This window comes from Ancylobacter mangrovi (assembly GCF_024752355.1).
Classification (GTDB): domain Bacteria; phylum Pseudomonadota; class Alphaproteobacteria; order Rhizobiales; family Xanthobacteraceae; genus Ancylobacter; species Ancylobacter mangrovi.
This window is the reverse complement of sequence record NZ_JANTHZ010000001.1, coordinates 967,322-981,598: the sequence shown is the minus strand read 5'-3', so window position 1 is coordinate 981,598 and position 14,277 is coordinate 967,322. Positions and strand designations below refer to the sequence as shown.

Sequence of the window (14,277 nt, the reverse complement as noted above, 5' to 3'; positions counted from 1 at the left end):
GCCAAAGAATGCCGGGCATCCAGCCCGGCGTCTCGGAGGTTATGCTAGAACTGAGTATAAGTCGGTGTCAACAGTCTGTCACAAATACGGTGATCGGCTGCCGCGATCGCCGGCGCGGGCGGAAGCAGGCCGGCACGGGGCACAGCAACGAGGGAAGGTACGGATGACATTGGCGATCGGGGCGGCCACGCCGGCGGACGAGCGGGCGGTGGTGCATCTGTGGCGGGCCTGCGGGCTCACCGTGCCCTATAACGATCCGGCGAGCGACTTCCGCTTCGCGCTCGGCAAGGCGGCCTCCGACGTTCTGGTGGCGCGGCTGGAATGCGGGCGGGTCGGTGCGAGCGTGATGGTCGGCCATGACGGGCACCGCGGCTGGCTCTACTACGTCGCGGTCGACCCGATGATGCAGCGCCAGGGCGTCGGCGCGCTGATGGTCGAGGCGGCCGAGGCCTGGCTGCGGGAACGCGGCATCGTCAAGGCGCAGCTCCTCGTGCGCGAGACCAATGCCGGCGTGGTCGCCTTCTACGAGAAGCTCGGCTTCGAGACCGCGCCGCGCGTGATCATGTCGAAATGGCTCGACGGGCGCGACGCGTCGTGAGGCGGGCCTCTTCAGGCGTGACTGTCTGGAAGGTTTGTCCGCGCTGATGGCGCGGTGACGGTGGGCGAGGGAGCGGGCGATCCCGGCCTTCCGGCCGGGCCGATGCGGCCTTCGCCGCGAACCCGTGGGCCTGCTCCCCAACGCCTCCGTTCGTCAGCCGATCTGTTCGATGACGATGGCGCGGATCTGCTCGCGCGTCAGGCCGCACGGCTCCGGCTTCCAGTCGGCGCTGGAGCGGATGGCGGGCTTGGTGGTGGTGATCTGCTTCTTGGTAGACATGAATCCTCGGTGCCGCGGCGACGCAATGTCGGCGGCTGACGCTGATGCGCCTGTATGTTGAGAGAAAGGCCTGCATCGTTGGCGATGCCGGCTCGGCCGCCCGATCGGCGACGATGCCAAGCTAACCGGCCAATGCGTCCCTAATGTGACGTAATGTCAGGGCGCCTATCGCCGCCCGAGGCCGCCGGGCAGGCGCATATAAGGAGAGTCGGGTAGCTTTTACGGAAGAAGGGTATCTACGGAATGCGGAACATAAGTTCACCATGATCCGTGCGTCGAACGGAGATTGTCCGCGCTTGAATCGAATCTCCGGATTCGATCTGATAAAATAATCCGCATTGTGTCCAGCCTTTGACTTTTTCCAGTGTAAATGTCTCTTTTACAGACATTTTTTCGTTAGTATTATATAAAGATTCGCGTCGTATTTGTCGTTTTATCATCGATATTATTTCGTCGTCGCTGCATGAAATGCTATTTTCGGCGTTTCTATAAAATTCACTAAATAAAATATTTAGTAATGCTCCAGAAATTACGGAAATAATTACGACGGAAAAGAGAAATATTCGGGGGCTGCATTTGATAAAACTTGAAATTCTGTTCATTATTTCCATAATAAATACCATCTATGAAAATATCTCATAATAATTTTTCATTGGCTCATAAATTAATTCTTCTCGATTTTTCTTGACGTAATTTGAGTTGGGCATTTCGGCTATCGCCGCCCGAGCCCGCCGGGCAGGCGCACGCCCGGGGCGGGGCGCTCCAGCAGCACCTCGCGGCGGAAGCGCACCAGCCGGGCCGGGCGCCCGCCGGTCTCGGTGGTGGTCTCGCCGGTCTCCTCGACCAGGCGCTGCTGCTCGATCAGCCGGCGGAAATTGCCCTTGTGCAGCCGGACCCCGGCCAGCGCCTCCACCGTGCGCTGGAGCTGCAGCAGGGTGAAGCCCGGCGCCATCAGCTCGAACACCACGGGGCGGTACTTGATCTTGCCGCGCAGCCGGGCGATGGCGAGCGCCAGCATGCGCCGGTGGTCCTCGCGCATCTCCACCCCCGAGGGGCCGGGGGCGGGACGGGCCGAGCCGCGCTCGCGTAGCGCCTCGGCGACGAGGCCGGCCTCGTAGAGCAGCTCGTAGCGCTCCAGCACCCGCTCCTCGTTCCAGCCCGCCTCGTGCCCCGCGCCGGAGCCGCCGAAGCACAGCGTCACCCGCTCGGCCCGCATCTCGCCCATGCGCGGATTGGCGGCGGCCGCCGCCCAGGCGCGCAGGCCCGGTTCCAGCGCGTCGAGCACCGCCGGGCGGCCGTCACGCCAGTCCTCCCAGGGGAAATAGCGGTACCAGCTCTGCCATGCTGCATCCGCGTCGCCGGCCGGGCGTGCCTCGCGCACCAGGGCGAGATAGGCGAGCGAGAGCGCGCGCCGGCCATCCTCGCCGCGGTCGCGGTCGCCGAAGGTGTAGAGCTGCTCGACATAGCCGAGCTTCTGCAGCGTCTGCCGCTCGACCCAGGAGCGCAGGCCGGTCTCCAGCGTGCGGTGGCCGCGCTCCAGCGGGCCGGAGGGCAGCGCCTCGCGCCCGTCGGCATGGCGGATGGCGAGCACCTTCGGGTCGTCGCCCGTGACCGCGACGATCACCGCCGACAGGCCGATGGCCGGGCCGGGCTCCGGCCCGTCGGGCGCGGCAAGATCGGGCGCAGAGGTGGCGGGCGCCGGCGTGCGGGGCGTGTCGTCGGAGGGGCTTGTCAGGGTCGAGGCGGCCATCGGTTGCGGTCGGACGGGACGGGACAAGTGGGATCGCCCCCGAATAGGGGAACCGCCCCATAGATAGCACGGCCCGGCGCCGCTGGCGCCCGCCAAAGGCGCGGCGCATCCCGCAGGACGGGTCCCGGGGCCGGCAGGGACCGATGGGGGCGGGCGCGATGCGGGGCGGGGCCTTGCATCGCCGGGGCGGCGGTGGCAATCCGGCAGGGGAACGTCAAGCGAGGTGGATGATGAGCTCCAAGGTGGTTCTTCCCGGCGGCGAAAAGGTGCCCCAACTCGGCATCGGCACCTGGATGATGGGCGAGCGCGCCAGCGCCCGCAAGGAAGAGATCGAATCGGTGCGCCTCGGCGTCGAGCTCGGCATGAAGCTGGTCGACACCGCCGAGATGTATGGCGAGGGCGCCTGCGAGAGTTTCCTCGGCGAGGCGCTGGCCGGGCTGCGCGACGAGGTGTTCCTGGTCTCCAAGGTCTACCCGCACAATGCCAGCCGCGCCGGCGTGATCGCCGCCTGCGAGCGCAGCCTGAAGCGGCTGAACACCGACCGGCTCGACCTCTATTTGCTGCACTGGCGCGGCGGCACGCCGCTGGCCGAGACCATCATCGGCTTCGAGCACCTGAAGACCGAGGGCAAGATCCGCCACTGGGGCGTGTCGAACTTCGACACCGACGACATGAACGAGCTCTACGAGACCCCGGGCGGGGAGGGCTGCGCGGTCAACCAGGTGCTCTACAACCTGACCCGGCGCGGGCCGGAATTCGACCTGCTGCCGTGGCTGGAGGAGCAGGCGATCCCGCTGATGGCCTACAGCCCGATCGAGCAGGGGCGCATCAAGACCTCGGGTGTGCTGGCCGAGATCGCCGCCCGCCACGGCGTCACGCCGTTCCAGGTCGCGCTGGCCTGGGTGCTGCGCAACCCGAACAACATCGTGATCCCCAAGGCCTCGCGGCCCGCCCATATGCGCGAGAACGCCGGCGCGCGCGAGGTGAAGCTCGACGCGCAGGACTTCGCCGCGCTCGACGCCGCCTTCCCGCCGCCGAGCCGCAAGCGCTCGCTGGAGATGCTGTGAGGGGTTAGGGCGGTTCGGGGCCGGAGCTTCGGGGGGCGGTCTCGGCCGCGCCCCGAGCCAGCCCCGCCAGCCAATGCCGGATCGTGGCCCGATGCTCGTCGGCGAGGCCGGCCATCATCCCGTCCTCCCAGTCCGCCACCCGCGCTTTGGCCGCGTCGAGCCGGCGGCGGCCCTCCTCGGTGAGCGCGATCTGCCGGATGCGCCCGTGGACCGCATGGGCGCGCCGGGCGACGAGGCCGGCCCTGAGCAGGTTGGCGACGATGACGCTCATGGTCTGCGGCGTCAGCAGGGCGAGGCGGGCGAGGTCGGCGTTGGAATGGCCGGGATAGGCCTCCAGCATGGTGAGCACGGTGAATTGCGGCGCGGTGAGCCCGAGCTCGCCGAGCCCGGCCTCCAGCCGCTGGCGCTGGACGTGCGCGGCCTGCCGCAGCAGGTAGCCGATATGCCCGTCGACGCCGCGCTTGCCGTCGCCGGGGGCGGGGAGCGGGGGAGGTTCGTCCCTGTTCATTATCAGAGCTCTGATATAATGTTCGTGCTCTGATACTAACCGCGACCGTGGATCGAGACCATCATGAATGCGCACAATCCCGCCGACCCGCACGTTTCCCCAGACGCCGCGCCGTTCGCCTTCGCCGAGTTCCAGCAGCTTGTGCCGGAGGCGACGCCCGCGCTGAGGGCGCTCAGCCGGGCGGCGAATGCCGGGCTCGATCACGGCACGGTCGAGCTGGTGAAGGTGCGGGTGTCGCAGATCAATGGCTGCGCCTTCTGCACCGCGCTTCACCTCGAAGCCGCGCGCAAGCTCGGCGTCGCGCCGGCCAAGCTCGATCTCGTCGCGGTGTGGCGCGAGGCCGGCCTGTTCGACGCGCGCGAGAAGGCGATCCTCGCCTTCGCCGAGGCGCTGACCGCGATGGGCCGCGCGCCGCTGCCCGACGACGCGCTGGTGGCAATCGCCGCGCATCTGTCGCGGGCGGAGATCGCCCATCTCGCCGCCGCGATCGCCACCATCAATGCCTGGAACCGCATCGCCGGCGGCCTGCGCTTTCCCGTGACCGCCGCGCCGTGAGCGGTCGAGGGGCGACAGCGGGAGCGGATCGGCTATAGGAAGGGCGAAACGTTCCCGCCCTCCCGTCCGCCGGATGCTGCGCCCGTGCCAAGCCCTTCCCCCGACCCGCTGATCCGCCTCGACAAGGTCACGCTGCGGCGTGGCGGGCGGGTGGTGCTCGACGCGCTCTCGCTCGAACTCGCCGAGAAGCGGATCGGGCTGATCGGCACCAACGGCTCGGGCAAGAGCTCGCTGGTGCGCCTGTTCAACGGGCTGCTGAGCGCGGACGAGGGGCGGGTGGTGGTGCACGGGCTCGACGCCACGGACAAGGCGGCCGAGCTGCCGCGCAAGGTCGGCTTCATCTTCCAGAATCCCGACCACCAGATCATCTTCCCGACCGTGGCCGAGGAAGTCGCCTTCAGCCTCGAGCAGGCCGGGCGCCCGCGCCGGGAGGCGGCGCGCGAGGCGGTGCCCGCGCTCGCCCGCTTCGGGCGCGCGCACTGGGCCGAGCGGCCGGTGCACACGCTCTCGGAGGGCGAGAAGCAGCTCGTGTGCATCATCGCGGTGCTGGTGATGGAGCCGGCGGTGCTGGTGTTCGACGAGCCGTTCTCCAGCCTCGACCTGCCGACGAGGCGCCGGCTGGAGGCGCTGATCGCCACCCTGCCGCAGCAGGTGGTGATGATCGCGCACGAGCTCGACGCCTTCGCCGCCTATGACCGGGTGATCTGGCTCGACGAGGGGCGCGTGCGCATGGACGGGCCGCCGGACGCGGTGGTCGGCGCCTATCGCGCCTTCGCCGAGGCGGTGAGCGCGGAGCCGTTCGCGTGAGGGAGTTGGCCGCGTGATCTCGCTCTACCTCGCCGAGCGCACCTGGCTGCATGGCGTGCCCGCCGGCTGGAAGCTCCTCGCGCTGGCGCTGGTGAGCCTCTTCGTCGCGCCGTTCGACGCGCTGGCGCCGATGGCGGGGCTGCTCGCGGCGACGCTCGCCCTCTACGCGACGCTCGGCCGGCCGGCGCTGCGCCAGATCGCGCTGCTGCGGCCGATGTGGCCGCTGATCGCGATCCTGCTCGCCTTCCACTGGTGGCGCGGCGACCCGGTGCTCGGTGTCGCGGTGGCGCTGCGCCTCCTCGCCATGGTGCTGCTGGCGAATGCGGTGACGATGACCACGCGCATGGACGCGATGATGGACGCGGTCGAGCCGCTGCTGCGCCCGCTGGCGCTGGTGGGGGTGTCGCCGCGCGCGGTGGCGCTGGCAGTGGCGATGATGATCCGCTTCGTGCCGCTGCTGTTCGCGCTGTGGGAGGCGCTGGGCGAGAGCTGGCGCGCGCGCACCGGCCGGCGCGGCGGCTGGCGCCTTCTCGCGCCGTTCTGTATCCAGACGCTGAGACTGTCCCACCACACCGCCGAGGCGCTGGCCGCGCGCGGCGGCGTGCCGGGCACCCTGCCGCGCACGCGCCGCCAATGAAGGATCGGAACCGCCGATGAAGGATCGTTCTCTTGTCCAGATCGCGCTCTATGCCGCGATCTTCGCCGTGCTCGGCCTGCTGCCGAAGTTCGACCTCCCGTTTGCCGGCGGCGTGCCGATCACCGCCCAGAGCATGGGCGCGATGCTGGCCGGGGTGATGCTGGGCGCCTGGCGCGGGGCGCTGTCGATCGTGCTGCTGCTGTTCGTGGTGGCGCTCGGCGCGCCGCTGCTGGCGGGCGGGCGCGGCGGGCTCGGCGTGTTCTTCACCCCCTCGGTCGGCTTCATCGTCGGCTGGGTGGCGGCGGCCTTCGTCACCGGCTGGCTGATGCAGGCGATGCGCCGGCAGTCGGTGCTGGCCTCGGCGCTGATCGCCTCGGTAGTCGGCGGCATCGTCGTGGAATACGCCTTCGGCATCGTCGGCCTGTCGCTGAAGGCCGGGCTGTCGCTGGCCGACGCCACCAAGGCCTGCCTCATCTTCATTCCCGGCGACGCCATCAAGGCGGTGCTGGTGGCGCTGATCGCCCAGACCGTGGCGCGCGGCATGCCGGACGCGCTCCTCTCGCGCCATGTGTGAGTGCGCCATGTCTGAGTGCGCCATGTGTGAGCGCGCCATGCGTGAACGGGTCATGCGTGCGTGCATCGACGTGGCCGCGTGAAGGCCGTGCCGGTGGCCGCCGCGACCATCGCGCAGACGCTACCGGCGCTGGCGGCGGCCGATCCGCACGCGCCGGCGCTGGTCTGCGACGATGAGCGGCGCAGCCAGGCGGAGCTCGCCGCGCGGGTCGGCGGCCTCGCCGCCTGGCTCACCGGGCGCACGCCGCCCGGGGCGGGGATCGCGCTCGCGCTCGACAATGGCCCGGCGCTGGTGGAGCTGTTCCTCGCCTGCGCGGTGTCGGGCCGGCAGGCGCTGGTCTACGACCCGGCCTGGCCGCCTTCCGGGCGCGCCGCGATCGAGGCGGCGCTGGCGCCGGCGCTGACGCTCGAGGCCGCGCCCGACGTGCCCGCGGCACCCTTTCCCCCGCCACCGTCGCCGCTCGCGCCGTTCTATGTCGGCTTCACCTCGGGCACGACCGGCACGCCCAAGGGCTACCGGCGCAATCACCGCTCCTGGATCGACAGCTTCGCGGTCAGCGAGGCCGAGTTCGGGCTCGGACCGGACGACGTGGTGCTGGCGCCGGGCGGGCTCGCCGCCTCGCTGCACCTCTACGGCGTCGTCCATGCGCTGCATGTCGGCGCGCCGGCGGTGATGAGCCGCCAGTTCAACCCGGAGCGGCTGTTCGCGCTGATGACGCGTCATGGCGTCACCGCGCTCTACGCCACACCGACCCAGCTCCAGATGCTGGTGCGCATGGCCGAGGGCGCGCGCTTCGAGGGCGTGCGCGCGCTGATGATCAGCGGCGCCAAATGGCACGAGGCGATGCGCGCGGGCACCCGGGCGCTGTTTCCCAATGCGCGGATCTTCGAGTTCTACGGCGCTTCGGAGATGAGCTTCGTGACCATCGGCCACCCGGACGAGCCGGTGCCGGAGGGCTCGGTCGGGCGGGCCGCCGGCGGGGTGGAGATCCGCATCCGCGACGGCGAGGGCCGCGACCTGCCGGCCGGCGAGACCGGCACCATCTGGGTGGCGAGCCCGATGCTGTTCGACGCCTATGCCAGCGGCGGCGGCACCGAGACGCGCCGCGCGGGCGCGTTCCTCACCGTCGGCGACCGCGGGTGGCTCGACGCGCAGGGCTACCTGTTCCTCGCCGGGCGCGAGAAGCGGATGCTGGTGACCGCCGGGCAGAACGTCTATCCCGAGGAGATCGAGGCCGCGCTGATGGCGCTCGAAGGCATCGAGGAAGCGGCGGTGTTCGGCCTTTCCGACCCGCTGCGCGGGGTGCGACTGGTGGCGGTGCTGCGCCGCCGCGACGGGGCCGCGCGGGCCGACGAGCCGGCGCTGCGCGCGGCGCTGAAGAGCCGGCTCGCCGCCTACAAGATCCCGCGCCGCTTCCTCCTCGTCGCGCGCTGGCCGCGCACCTCCGGCGGCAAGGCCGACCTGCCCGCGCTGCAGCGCCTCGCCGAGCGCCTGCTCGCCGAGGAACGGGACGCCGCGGGGCCGGCCGCATGAGCGCCGCCGCCGGCGGGAAGGCGGGCGTATGGCCGGCTACGCCGGCTGCGCGTTTGCCCGGCGCGCGCGCCATGGTGCAGGATCGGCGCGATCCTCACCGCGCGAATCCGTTCGCGCGACCTCGCGTCGGCGCGCCGCGCCGACCCGCACCGGGAGCGGGCCTCGATCCATGAACACCATTTCCTCACGCCAGCAGGACATCGTGATGCTGGCCCGCGCGCAGGGACGGGTGAGCGTGGAGGATCTCGCCGCCCGCTTCGAGGTGTCGCCGCAGACCATCCGCAAGGACCTGAACGATCTGTGCGCGCGCCGGCTGATGTCGCGCGTGCATGGCGGGGCGATGGTCACCTCCGGGGTGGAGAACCTCGCCTATGAGGCGCGCCGCGCCCTCGCCCAGGGCGCCAAGCGGGCGATCGCCGAGGCGGCGGCGGGCATCGTGCCCAACCGGGCCTCGCTTTTCATCAATATCGGCACCACCACGGAGGAGGTCGCCCGCGCGCTGGGCGGGCACGAGGACCTTCTCGTGGTGACCAACAACCTGAACGTCGCGGTCGAGCTCTACCGCCACCCGAAGATCGAGCTGATCATGGCCGGCGGCCCGGTGCGCCGCGCCGACGGGGCGGTGATCGGCTCGGTGGCGGTGGACTTCGTGCGCCAGTTCCGGGTCGACTACGCGGTGATCGGCGCCTCCGCCATCGAGGAGGACGGCACGCTGCTCGACTTCGACTACCGCGAGGTGCAGGTGGCGCGCGCCATCATCGACAATGCCCGCCAGGTGATCCTGGTCGCCGACCATTCGAAGCTGGAGCGCTCCGCGCCGGTGCGGATCGGGGCGATGGAGGAGGTCGACATCTTCGTCACCGACCAGGTGGCCTCGCCGGCGCTGCGCGAGGTCTGCGCGCGCCATTCGGTGGAGCTGATCGAGGTCGGCCGGCGCGAGGAGGAGGATTTCTAGCGCCGGGCCGACGGGCGCGCCCGCGCCGCGATGACCCTTCGTAAGGTCTTCGTCCGGTGGCGGTTTCGTCGTGGCGTGATCCGGCGAAGGTACAACACTGGGGTGGTTAGCAGCCGGCGCCGGCTGGCCTAGACTGGCGCCCCCGCGAAGCAGGAGGAACGCACATGGCACTGCGACGGCTCGGCCGCTCCGATATCCTCGTCCCCCCGCTGTGCTTCGGCGGCAACGTGTTCGGCTGGACTGCGGACGAGGCGACCTCGTTCCGCCTGCTCGACGCGCTGGTCGAGGCGGGGTTCAACTTCATCGACACCGCGGACGTCTATTCGCGCTGGGTGGACGGCCACCAGGGCGGCGAATCCGAGGCCGTGATCGGCAGGTGGATGAAGGCGCGCGGCAATCGCGCCAGCCTCGTCATCGCCACCAAGGTCGGCGCCGACATGGGGCGCGGCAAGGTGTGCCTGAAGCCGGACTACATAAAAAGCGCGGTCGAGGCGTCGCTGAGCCGGCTTCAGACCGACTATATCGACCTCTACCAGTCGCACTGGGACGACCCGGACACGCCGTTCGAGGAGGTGCTGGGCGCCTATGAGGAGCTGATCCAGGCCGGCAAGGTGCGGGTGATCGGCGCCTCCAACCTCTCCGCCTCGCGGCTGTTCGAGGCGCTGGCGGTGGCCGCGCGCGAGAAGCTGCCGCGCTACGAGACGCTGCAGCCGGAATATAACCTGTGCGAGCGCGCCGGCTACGAGGCCGAGCTGGAGCCGCTGTGCAGCCGCAACTCGCTGGGTGTGATCACCTATTTCTCGCTCGCCGCCGGCTTCCTGACCGGCAAGTACCGCGCGCCCGCGGATGCCGGCAAGAGCCCGCGCGGCAGGGGCGCGGTCGACAAATATCTCAACGACAAGGGCCGGGCGATCCTCGCCGCGCTCGACGAGGTGGCGGCGGCGCATCAGGCGAGCCCGACCAGCGTGGCGCTGGCCTGGATCATCGCCCGCCCGAGCATCACCGCCCCGATCGCCAGCGCCTCGAAGGTCGAGCAGCTCGGCGAATTGCTGGCGGCGGCCGAGCTGAACCTGACCTCCGGCGAGATCGCCAAGCTCGACGCCGCGAGCGCCTGGAAGGCATGATCGGCCCGGCCCGGGCCCGACAAAAACGAGGCGAGAGGAGATGAGCCGATGAGCACGCTGACGCCCGCCGAGATCGGCCATTTCATCGACGCCGGACGCGGGGTGGTGCCCGCCGACCTGGTGATCAAGGGGGTGCGGCTGCTCGACGTCATCACCGGCACCATCACCCAGACCGACATCGCCATCGTCGGCGACCGCATCGTCGGCACTTATGACAGCTACGAGGGCGCGCGGCAGATCGACGGAACCGGGCTGTTCGCGGTGCCGGGCTTCATCGACACCCATCTGCACGTCGAATCCTCGCTGGTGACGCCGCTCGAGTTCGACCGCTGCGTGCTGCCGCGCGGGGTGACGACGGCGATCTGCGATCCGCACGAGATCGCCAACGTGCTGGGAGTCGAGGGCATTCGCTACTTCCAGCGCTGCGCCGAGCACACGCTGATGGACCTTCGGGTGCAGCTCTCCTCCTGCGTGCCGGCGACCGCGTTCGAGACCGCCGGGGCGGAGCTGACCGCCGCCGACCTCATCGCGCTGCGCGGCCATCCGAGCGGGATCGGGCTCGCCGAGTTCATGAACTTCCCCGGCGTGCTGTTCAAGGACGAGGGGTGCCTCGCCAAGCTCTCCGCCTTCTCGGACGGGCACATTGACGGGCACTGCCCGCTGCTGAAGGGGCGCGACCTCAACGGCTACATCGCCGCCGGCATCCGCACCGAGCACGAGGCGACCGCGCTCGCCGAGGCGCGCGAGAAGCTGATGAAGGGCATGACGGTGCTGATCCGCGAGGGCTCGGTCTCCAAGGACCTGCACGCGCTGATCCCGCTCATCACCGCCGACACCTCCGCCTTCCTCGCCTTCTGCACCGACGACCGCAACCCGCTCGACATTGCCGAGGAGGGCCATCTCGACTACATGATCCGCGAGGCGATCCGCCACGGCGCGCCGCTGCACCATGTCTACCGGGTGGCGAGCTGGTCGGCGGCGAACGCGTTCGGGCTGAAGGACCGCGGGCTGATCGCGCCCGGCCGGCGGGCCGACATCGTGCTGCTGGAGAACCTCGAGAGCTGCACCGTGCGCCAGGTGATCTCGGCCGGGCGGCCGGTGACGGCCGAGCTGTTCGCCGAGCGCGGCACGGTCGAGCCGGTGGGCCTTTCCTCGATGAAGGCCGAGAAGGTCGAGCCGGACGATTTCCGCATTCCCGCGAGCGAGAGCGCGACCCGGGTGATGGGCGTCGTGCCCGGGCGCATCATCACCGAGGACGTGACGCTCGACCTGCCGGTGGTGGACGGCGAGAAGCAGGTCGACCTCGCCAAGGACGCGGTGAAGGTGTGCGTGGTCGCCCGCCACGGCAAGAACCGCAACATCGGGCGCGGCTTCGTGCACGGCTTCGGCATGAAGCGCGGCGCCATCGCCTCCTCGGTCGGCCATGACAGCCACAATATCTGCGTGGTCGGCGCCGACGAACTCGACATGGCGGTGGCGGTGAACCGGCTGATCGAGCTGAAGGGCGGCTTCGTGGTCGCCAATGACGGCGCCGTCACGGCCGAACTCGCCCTGCCGGTGGCGGGGTTGATGGCGACGACCTCGTTCGAGGAGGTGCATGCCGGACTGATCCCGCTGCGGGCGGCGGCGAAGGCGCTCGGCGTGGTGCTGCCCGAGCCGTTCCTGCAGGTCGCCTTCCTGCCGCTGCCGGTGATCCCGCACCTGAAGATCACCGATTTCGGCATGTTCGACGTCGACACGTTCGCGCTGGTCGAGACGGCGGCGCCGGAAGGGGCGCAGGGGTGAGGCGCCGACCGGCCCTCCCGCCGGCGGGCGCGATCTGCTAGACCGCGCCCGTCATACGTTCGAGGTCCCGCGTCCGCCGATGTCCCGCCTGCGCTCCTCCGCCTTTCTCGTGCTGCTGGTCCTGTGGACGGTGCTGCTGGCGCCGTCCATTCCCTGGTACGCGCTGCGGCGCGAGCCGAAGGCGATCCGGCGCTTCTCGCGCTTCTGGGTCGGCGGGGTGACGGCGATCCTGCGGCTGGTCGGCCTCGGCTACCGCACCATCGGCGAGGAGAACCGGCCGGACGGGCCGGCGCTCTACGTCGCCAACCACCAGTCCGCCTTCGAGACCATCGCCGCCGCCGCGCTGGTGCCGGACGTCGCCATCGTGCTCAAGGAGGAGCTCTACCGGATCCCGGTGTTCGGCTGGTTCCTCAAGGTCTCGCCGATGATCGCCATCGACCGGGCGGCGGGCGGGGCGGCGATGAAGAAGATGTTCCGCGAGGGCCGCGCGGCGAGCGCCGAAGGGCGCAGCCTGCTGATCTTCCCGGAGGGCACGCGCCGGGCGGTGGACGAGCGCGCGGCGTTCCAGCGCGGCGTGGTGCTGCTCTACAAGGCGCTCGGGCTGCCGGTGGTGCCGATGGTGAACAATGCCGGCATGTTCTGGCCGGCGCGCAGCTTCGCGATCCGGCCGGGTGAGATCACCGTCTCGTTCCTGCCGCCGATCCCGCCCGGGCTGAAGGACGAGGAGTTCCTCTCCCGGGTCACGCAGGCCATCTATGCCGAGCGCGACCGGCTGGTGGCGCAGGCGCGCGGCGAGGAGGGAGCACGATGAGCGAGGATGCGGGCATCGTGATCGTCGGCGCGGGGCAGGGCGGCTTCCAGCTCGCCGCCTCGCTGCGCGAGATGGGATTTACCGGGCCGGTGACGCTGGTCGGCGACGAGCCGGGCCTGCCCTATCAGCGCCCGCCGCTCTCCAAGGCCTATCTAAAGGGCGAGGCGGGGATCGAGCAGCTCGAGCTGCGCCCCGCCGCCTTCTATGCCGACCACGCGATCACGCGGGTCGAGGCGCGCGCCGTCGGAATCGACCGCGAGGAGCGGCTTCTGCTGCTGGAGGGTGGGGCGAGCCTGCCCTATGCCCATCTCGTGCTCGCCACCGGCGCGCGCAACCGGCCGCTGCCGGTGCCCGGGCGCGAGCTCGGCGGCGTGTTTTACCTGCGCACCCGGGCGGAGGCCGACGCGCTGAAGGCGGGGCTCGCCGGGGCGCGCCACGTGGTGGTGGTCGGCGCCGGCTTCATCGGGCTCGAATTCGCCGCCGTCGCCCGCGCCCTCGGCCATGAGGTGACGGTGCTGGAGGCGGCCGCACGGCCGCTGGCGCGCGCCGTCTCGCCGCAGATGTCGGCTTTCTTCGCCGAGGCCCATGAGGCGATGGGCACCAAGCTGCGGCTCGGTGCCGGCGTGGTCGGGCTGGGCGGCGAGGGCGGGCGCGTCACCCATGTCGAGGCGACGGACGGGCAGGCGCACCCGGCCGACCTCGTTCTGGTCGGCATCGGCGTGACGCCCAATGTCGAGCTCGCCGCCGAGGCGGGGCTCGAGGTCGCCAACGGCATCGTGGTCGACGAGGAACTCTCGACCGCCGACCCCGACATCTCCGCGCTCGGCGACGCGGTGGCCTATCCGAGCGTGCATGCGGGGGCGATGGCGCGGCTGGAATCGGTGCAGAACGCGGTCGACCAGGCGCGCTGCATCGCCGCCCGGCTCACCGGCAAGGCGGTGCATTACTGCGCCGTGCCGTGGTTCTGGAGCGACCAGGCGGATCTGAAGCTGCAGATCGTCGGCCTTTCCGGGCCGACCGACATGGCGGTGCTGCGCGGCGACCCGGCGAGCCGGCGCTTCTCGGTGTTCCGCTTCCACGAGCGGCGCCTGACCGCGATCGAGAGCGTGAACCGGGCGGCCGACCACATGCTCGGGCGCCGCCTGCTGGCGGGAAGGCCGAGCCTGACGCCCGAGGAAGCGGCCGACGAGAGCTTCGAGCTGAAGAGCCTGCTCGCGCGGTAGGCGAGGGGCGAGGGGACGCGGCCTGGCGCCCCGCGAGCCGCTTGGCGCGGCGCGGGCGAGGCGGCATAGTG

Annotated in this window: 15 protein-coding genes; 12 read left to right on the top strand and 3 right to left on the bottom strand. The window is 70.5% G+C overall.

Features of this window, described 5'->3' with window-relative positions; all coding sequences use genetic code 11:
• The first annotated feature begins 163 nt into the window (after positions 1 to 163).
• Positions 164 to 598, top strand: a complete 435-nt coding sequence (locus NVS89_RS04650; protein WP_258731324.1) for a GNAT family acetyltransferase — start codon at positions 164 to 166, stop codon at positions 596 to 598.
• Positions 599 to 751: 153 nt separating this feature from the next.
• On the opposite strand, the gene NVS89_RS04645 is transcribed toward NVS89_RS04650, so the two are convergent.
• Both NVS89_RS04645 and NVS89_RS04640 read right to left on the bottom strand, forming a co-directional pair.
• A complete protein-coding gene (locus NVS89_RS04645; protein WP_258731323.1) occupies positions 752 to 877 on the bottom strand; it encodes a hypothetical protein in 126 nt (41 codons plus the stop codon).
• Between the two features lie 712 nt (positions 878 to 1,589).
• Positions 1,590 to 2,627, bottom strand: a complete 1,038-nt coding sequence (locus tag NVS89_RS04640; RefSeq protein WP_258731321.1) for an NUDIX hydrolase — start codon at positions 2,625 to 2,627, stop codon at positions 1,590 to 1,592.
• 230 nt (positions 2,628 to 2,857) lie between these two features.
• Between NVS89_RS04640 and NVS89_RS04635 the strand changes: the two genes are divergently transcribed.
• Positions 2,858 to 3,694: an aldo/keto reductase gene (locus tag NVS89_RS04635; protein ID WP_258731320.1), complete on the top strand. Its 837-nt coding sequence runs from the start codon at positions 2,858 to 2,860 to the stop codon at positions 3,692 to 3,694.
• 4 nt (positions 3,695 to 3,698) lie between these two features.
• On the opposite strand, the gene NVS89_RS04630 is transcribed toward NVS89_RS04635, so the two are convergent.
• On the bottom strand, positions 3,699 to 4,202 hold the full coding sequence (locus tag NVS89_RS04630) for a MarR family winged helix-turn-helix transcriptional regulator (RefSeq protein WP_258731319.1): 504 nt from the start codon (positions 4,200 to 4,202) through the stop codon (positions 3,699 to 3,701).
• A gap of 63 nt (positions 4,203 to 4,265) precedes the next feature.
• Here NVS89_RS04630 and NVS89_RS04625 point away from each other — a divergent pair, with 63 nt between their 5' ends.
• The 10 genes from NVS89_RS04625 (at position 4,266) to NVS89_RS04580 (ending at position 14,206) form a co-directional block, all read left to right on the top strand.
• Positions 4,266 to 4,757 (top strand): carboxymuconolactone decarboxylase family protein, encoded by a 492-nt coding sequence (locus tag NVS89_RS04625; RefSeq protein WP_258731318.1) that lies wholly within the window; start codon positions 4,266 to 4,268, stop codon positions 4,755 to 4,757.
• Between the two features lie 84 nt (positions 4,758 to 4,841).
• Positions 4,842 to 5,564, top strand: coding sequence for an energy-coupling factor ABC transporter ATP-binding protein (locus NVS89_RS04620; RefSeq protein ID WP_258731317.1), 723 nt, complete (start codon positions 4,842 to 4,844; stop codon positions 5,562 to 5,564).
• Between the two features lie 13 nt (positions 5,565 to 5,577).
• Positions 5,578 to 6,201: an energy-coupling factor transporter transmembrane component T family protein gene (locus tag NVS89_RS04615; RefSeq protein WP_258731315.1), complete on the top strand. Its 624-nt coding sequence runs from the start codon at positions 5,578 to 5,580 to the stop codon at positions 6,199 to 6,201.
• Between the two features lie 16 nt (positions 6,202 to 6,217).
• Positions 6,218 to 6,775, top strand: coding sequence for a biotin transporter BioY (locus tag NVS89_RS04610; RefSeq protein WP_258731314.1), 558 nt, complete (start codon positions 6,218 to 6,220; stop codon positions 6,773 to 6,775).
• A 60-nt stretch (positions 6,776 to 6,835) separates the two neighbouring features.
• On the top strand, positions 6,836 to 8,308 hold the full coding sequence (locus NVS89_RS04605; RefSeq protein WP_258731313.1) for a class I adenylate-forming enzyme family protein: 1,473 nt from the start codon (positions 6,836 to 6,838) through the stop codon (positions 8,306 to 8,308).
• Positions 8,309 to 8,477: 169 nt separating this feature from the next.
• Entirely contained in the window at positions 8,478 to 9,263 is a 786-nt protein-coding gene (locus NVS89_RS04600; RefSeq protein ID WP_258731311.1) for a DeoR/GlpR family DNA-binding transcription regulator, read from the top strand.
• Positions 9,264 to 9,427: 164 nt separating this feature from the next.
• Positions 9,428 to 10,387 (top strand): aldo/keto reductase, encoded by a 960-nt coding sequence (locus tag NVS89_RS04595; RefSeq protein WP_258731309.1) that lies wholly within the window; start codon positions 9,428 to 9,430, stop codon positions 10,385 to 10,387.
• 48 nt (positions 10,388 to 10,435) lie between these two features.
• Positions 10,436 to 12,172 (top strand): adenine deaminase, encoded by a 1,737-nt coding sequence (gene ade / locus NVS89_RS04590; RefSeq protein ID WP_258731308.1) that lies wholly within the window; start codon positions 10,436 to 10,438, stop codon positions 12,170 to 12,172.
• A gap of 79 nt (positions 12,173 to 12,251) precedes the next feature.
• Complete coding sequence (locus NVS89_RS04585; RefSeq protein ID WP_258731307.1) at positions 12,252 to 12,983, top strand: lysophospholipid acyltransferase family protein; 732 nt, start codon at positions 12,252 to 12,254, stop codon at positions 12,981 to 12,983.
• Complete coding sequence (locus NVS89_RS04580; RefSeq protein ID WP_258731306.1) at positions 12,980 to 14,206, top strand: NAD(P)/FAD-dependent oxidoreductase; 1,227 nt, start codon at positions 12,980 to 12,982, stop codon at positions 14,204 to 14,206. The genes NVS89_RS04585 and NVS89_RS04580 overlap by 4 nt, the downstream gene beginning before the upstream one ends.
• Positions 14,207 to 14,277: the final 71 nt, after the last annotated feature.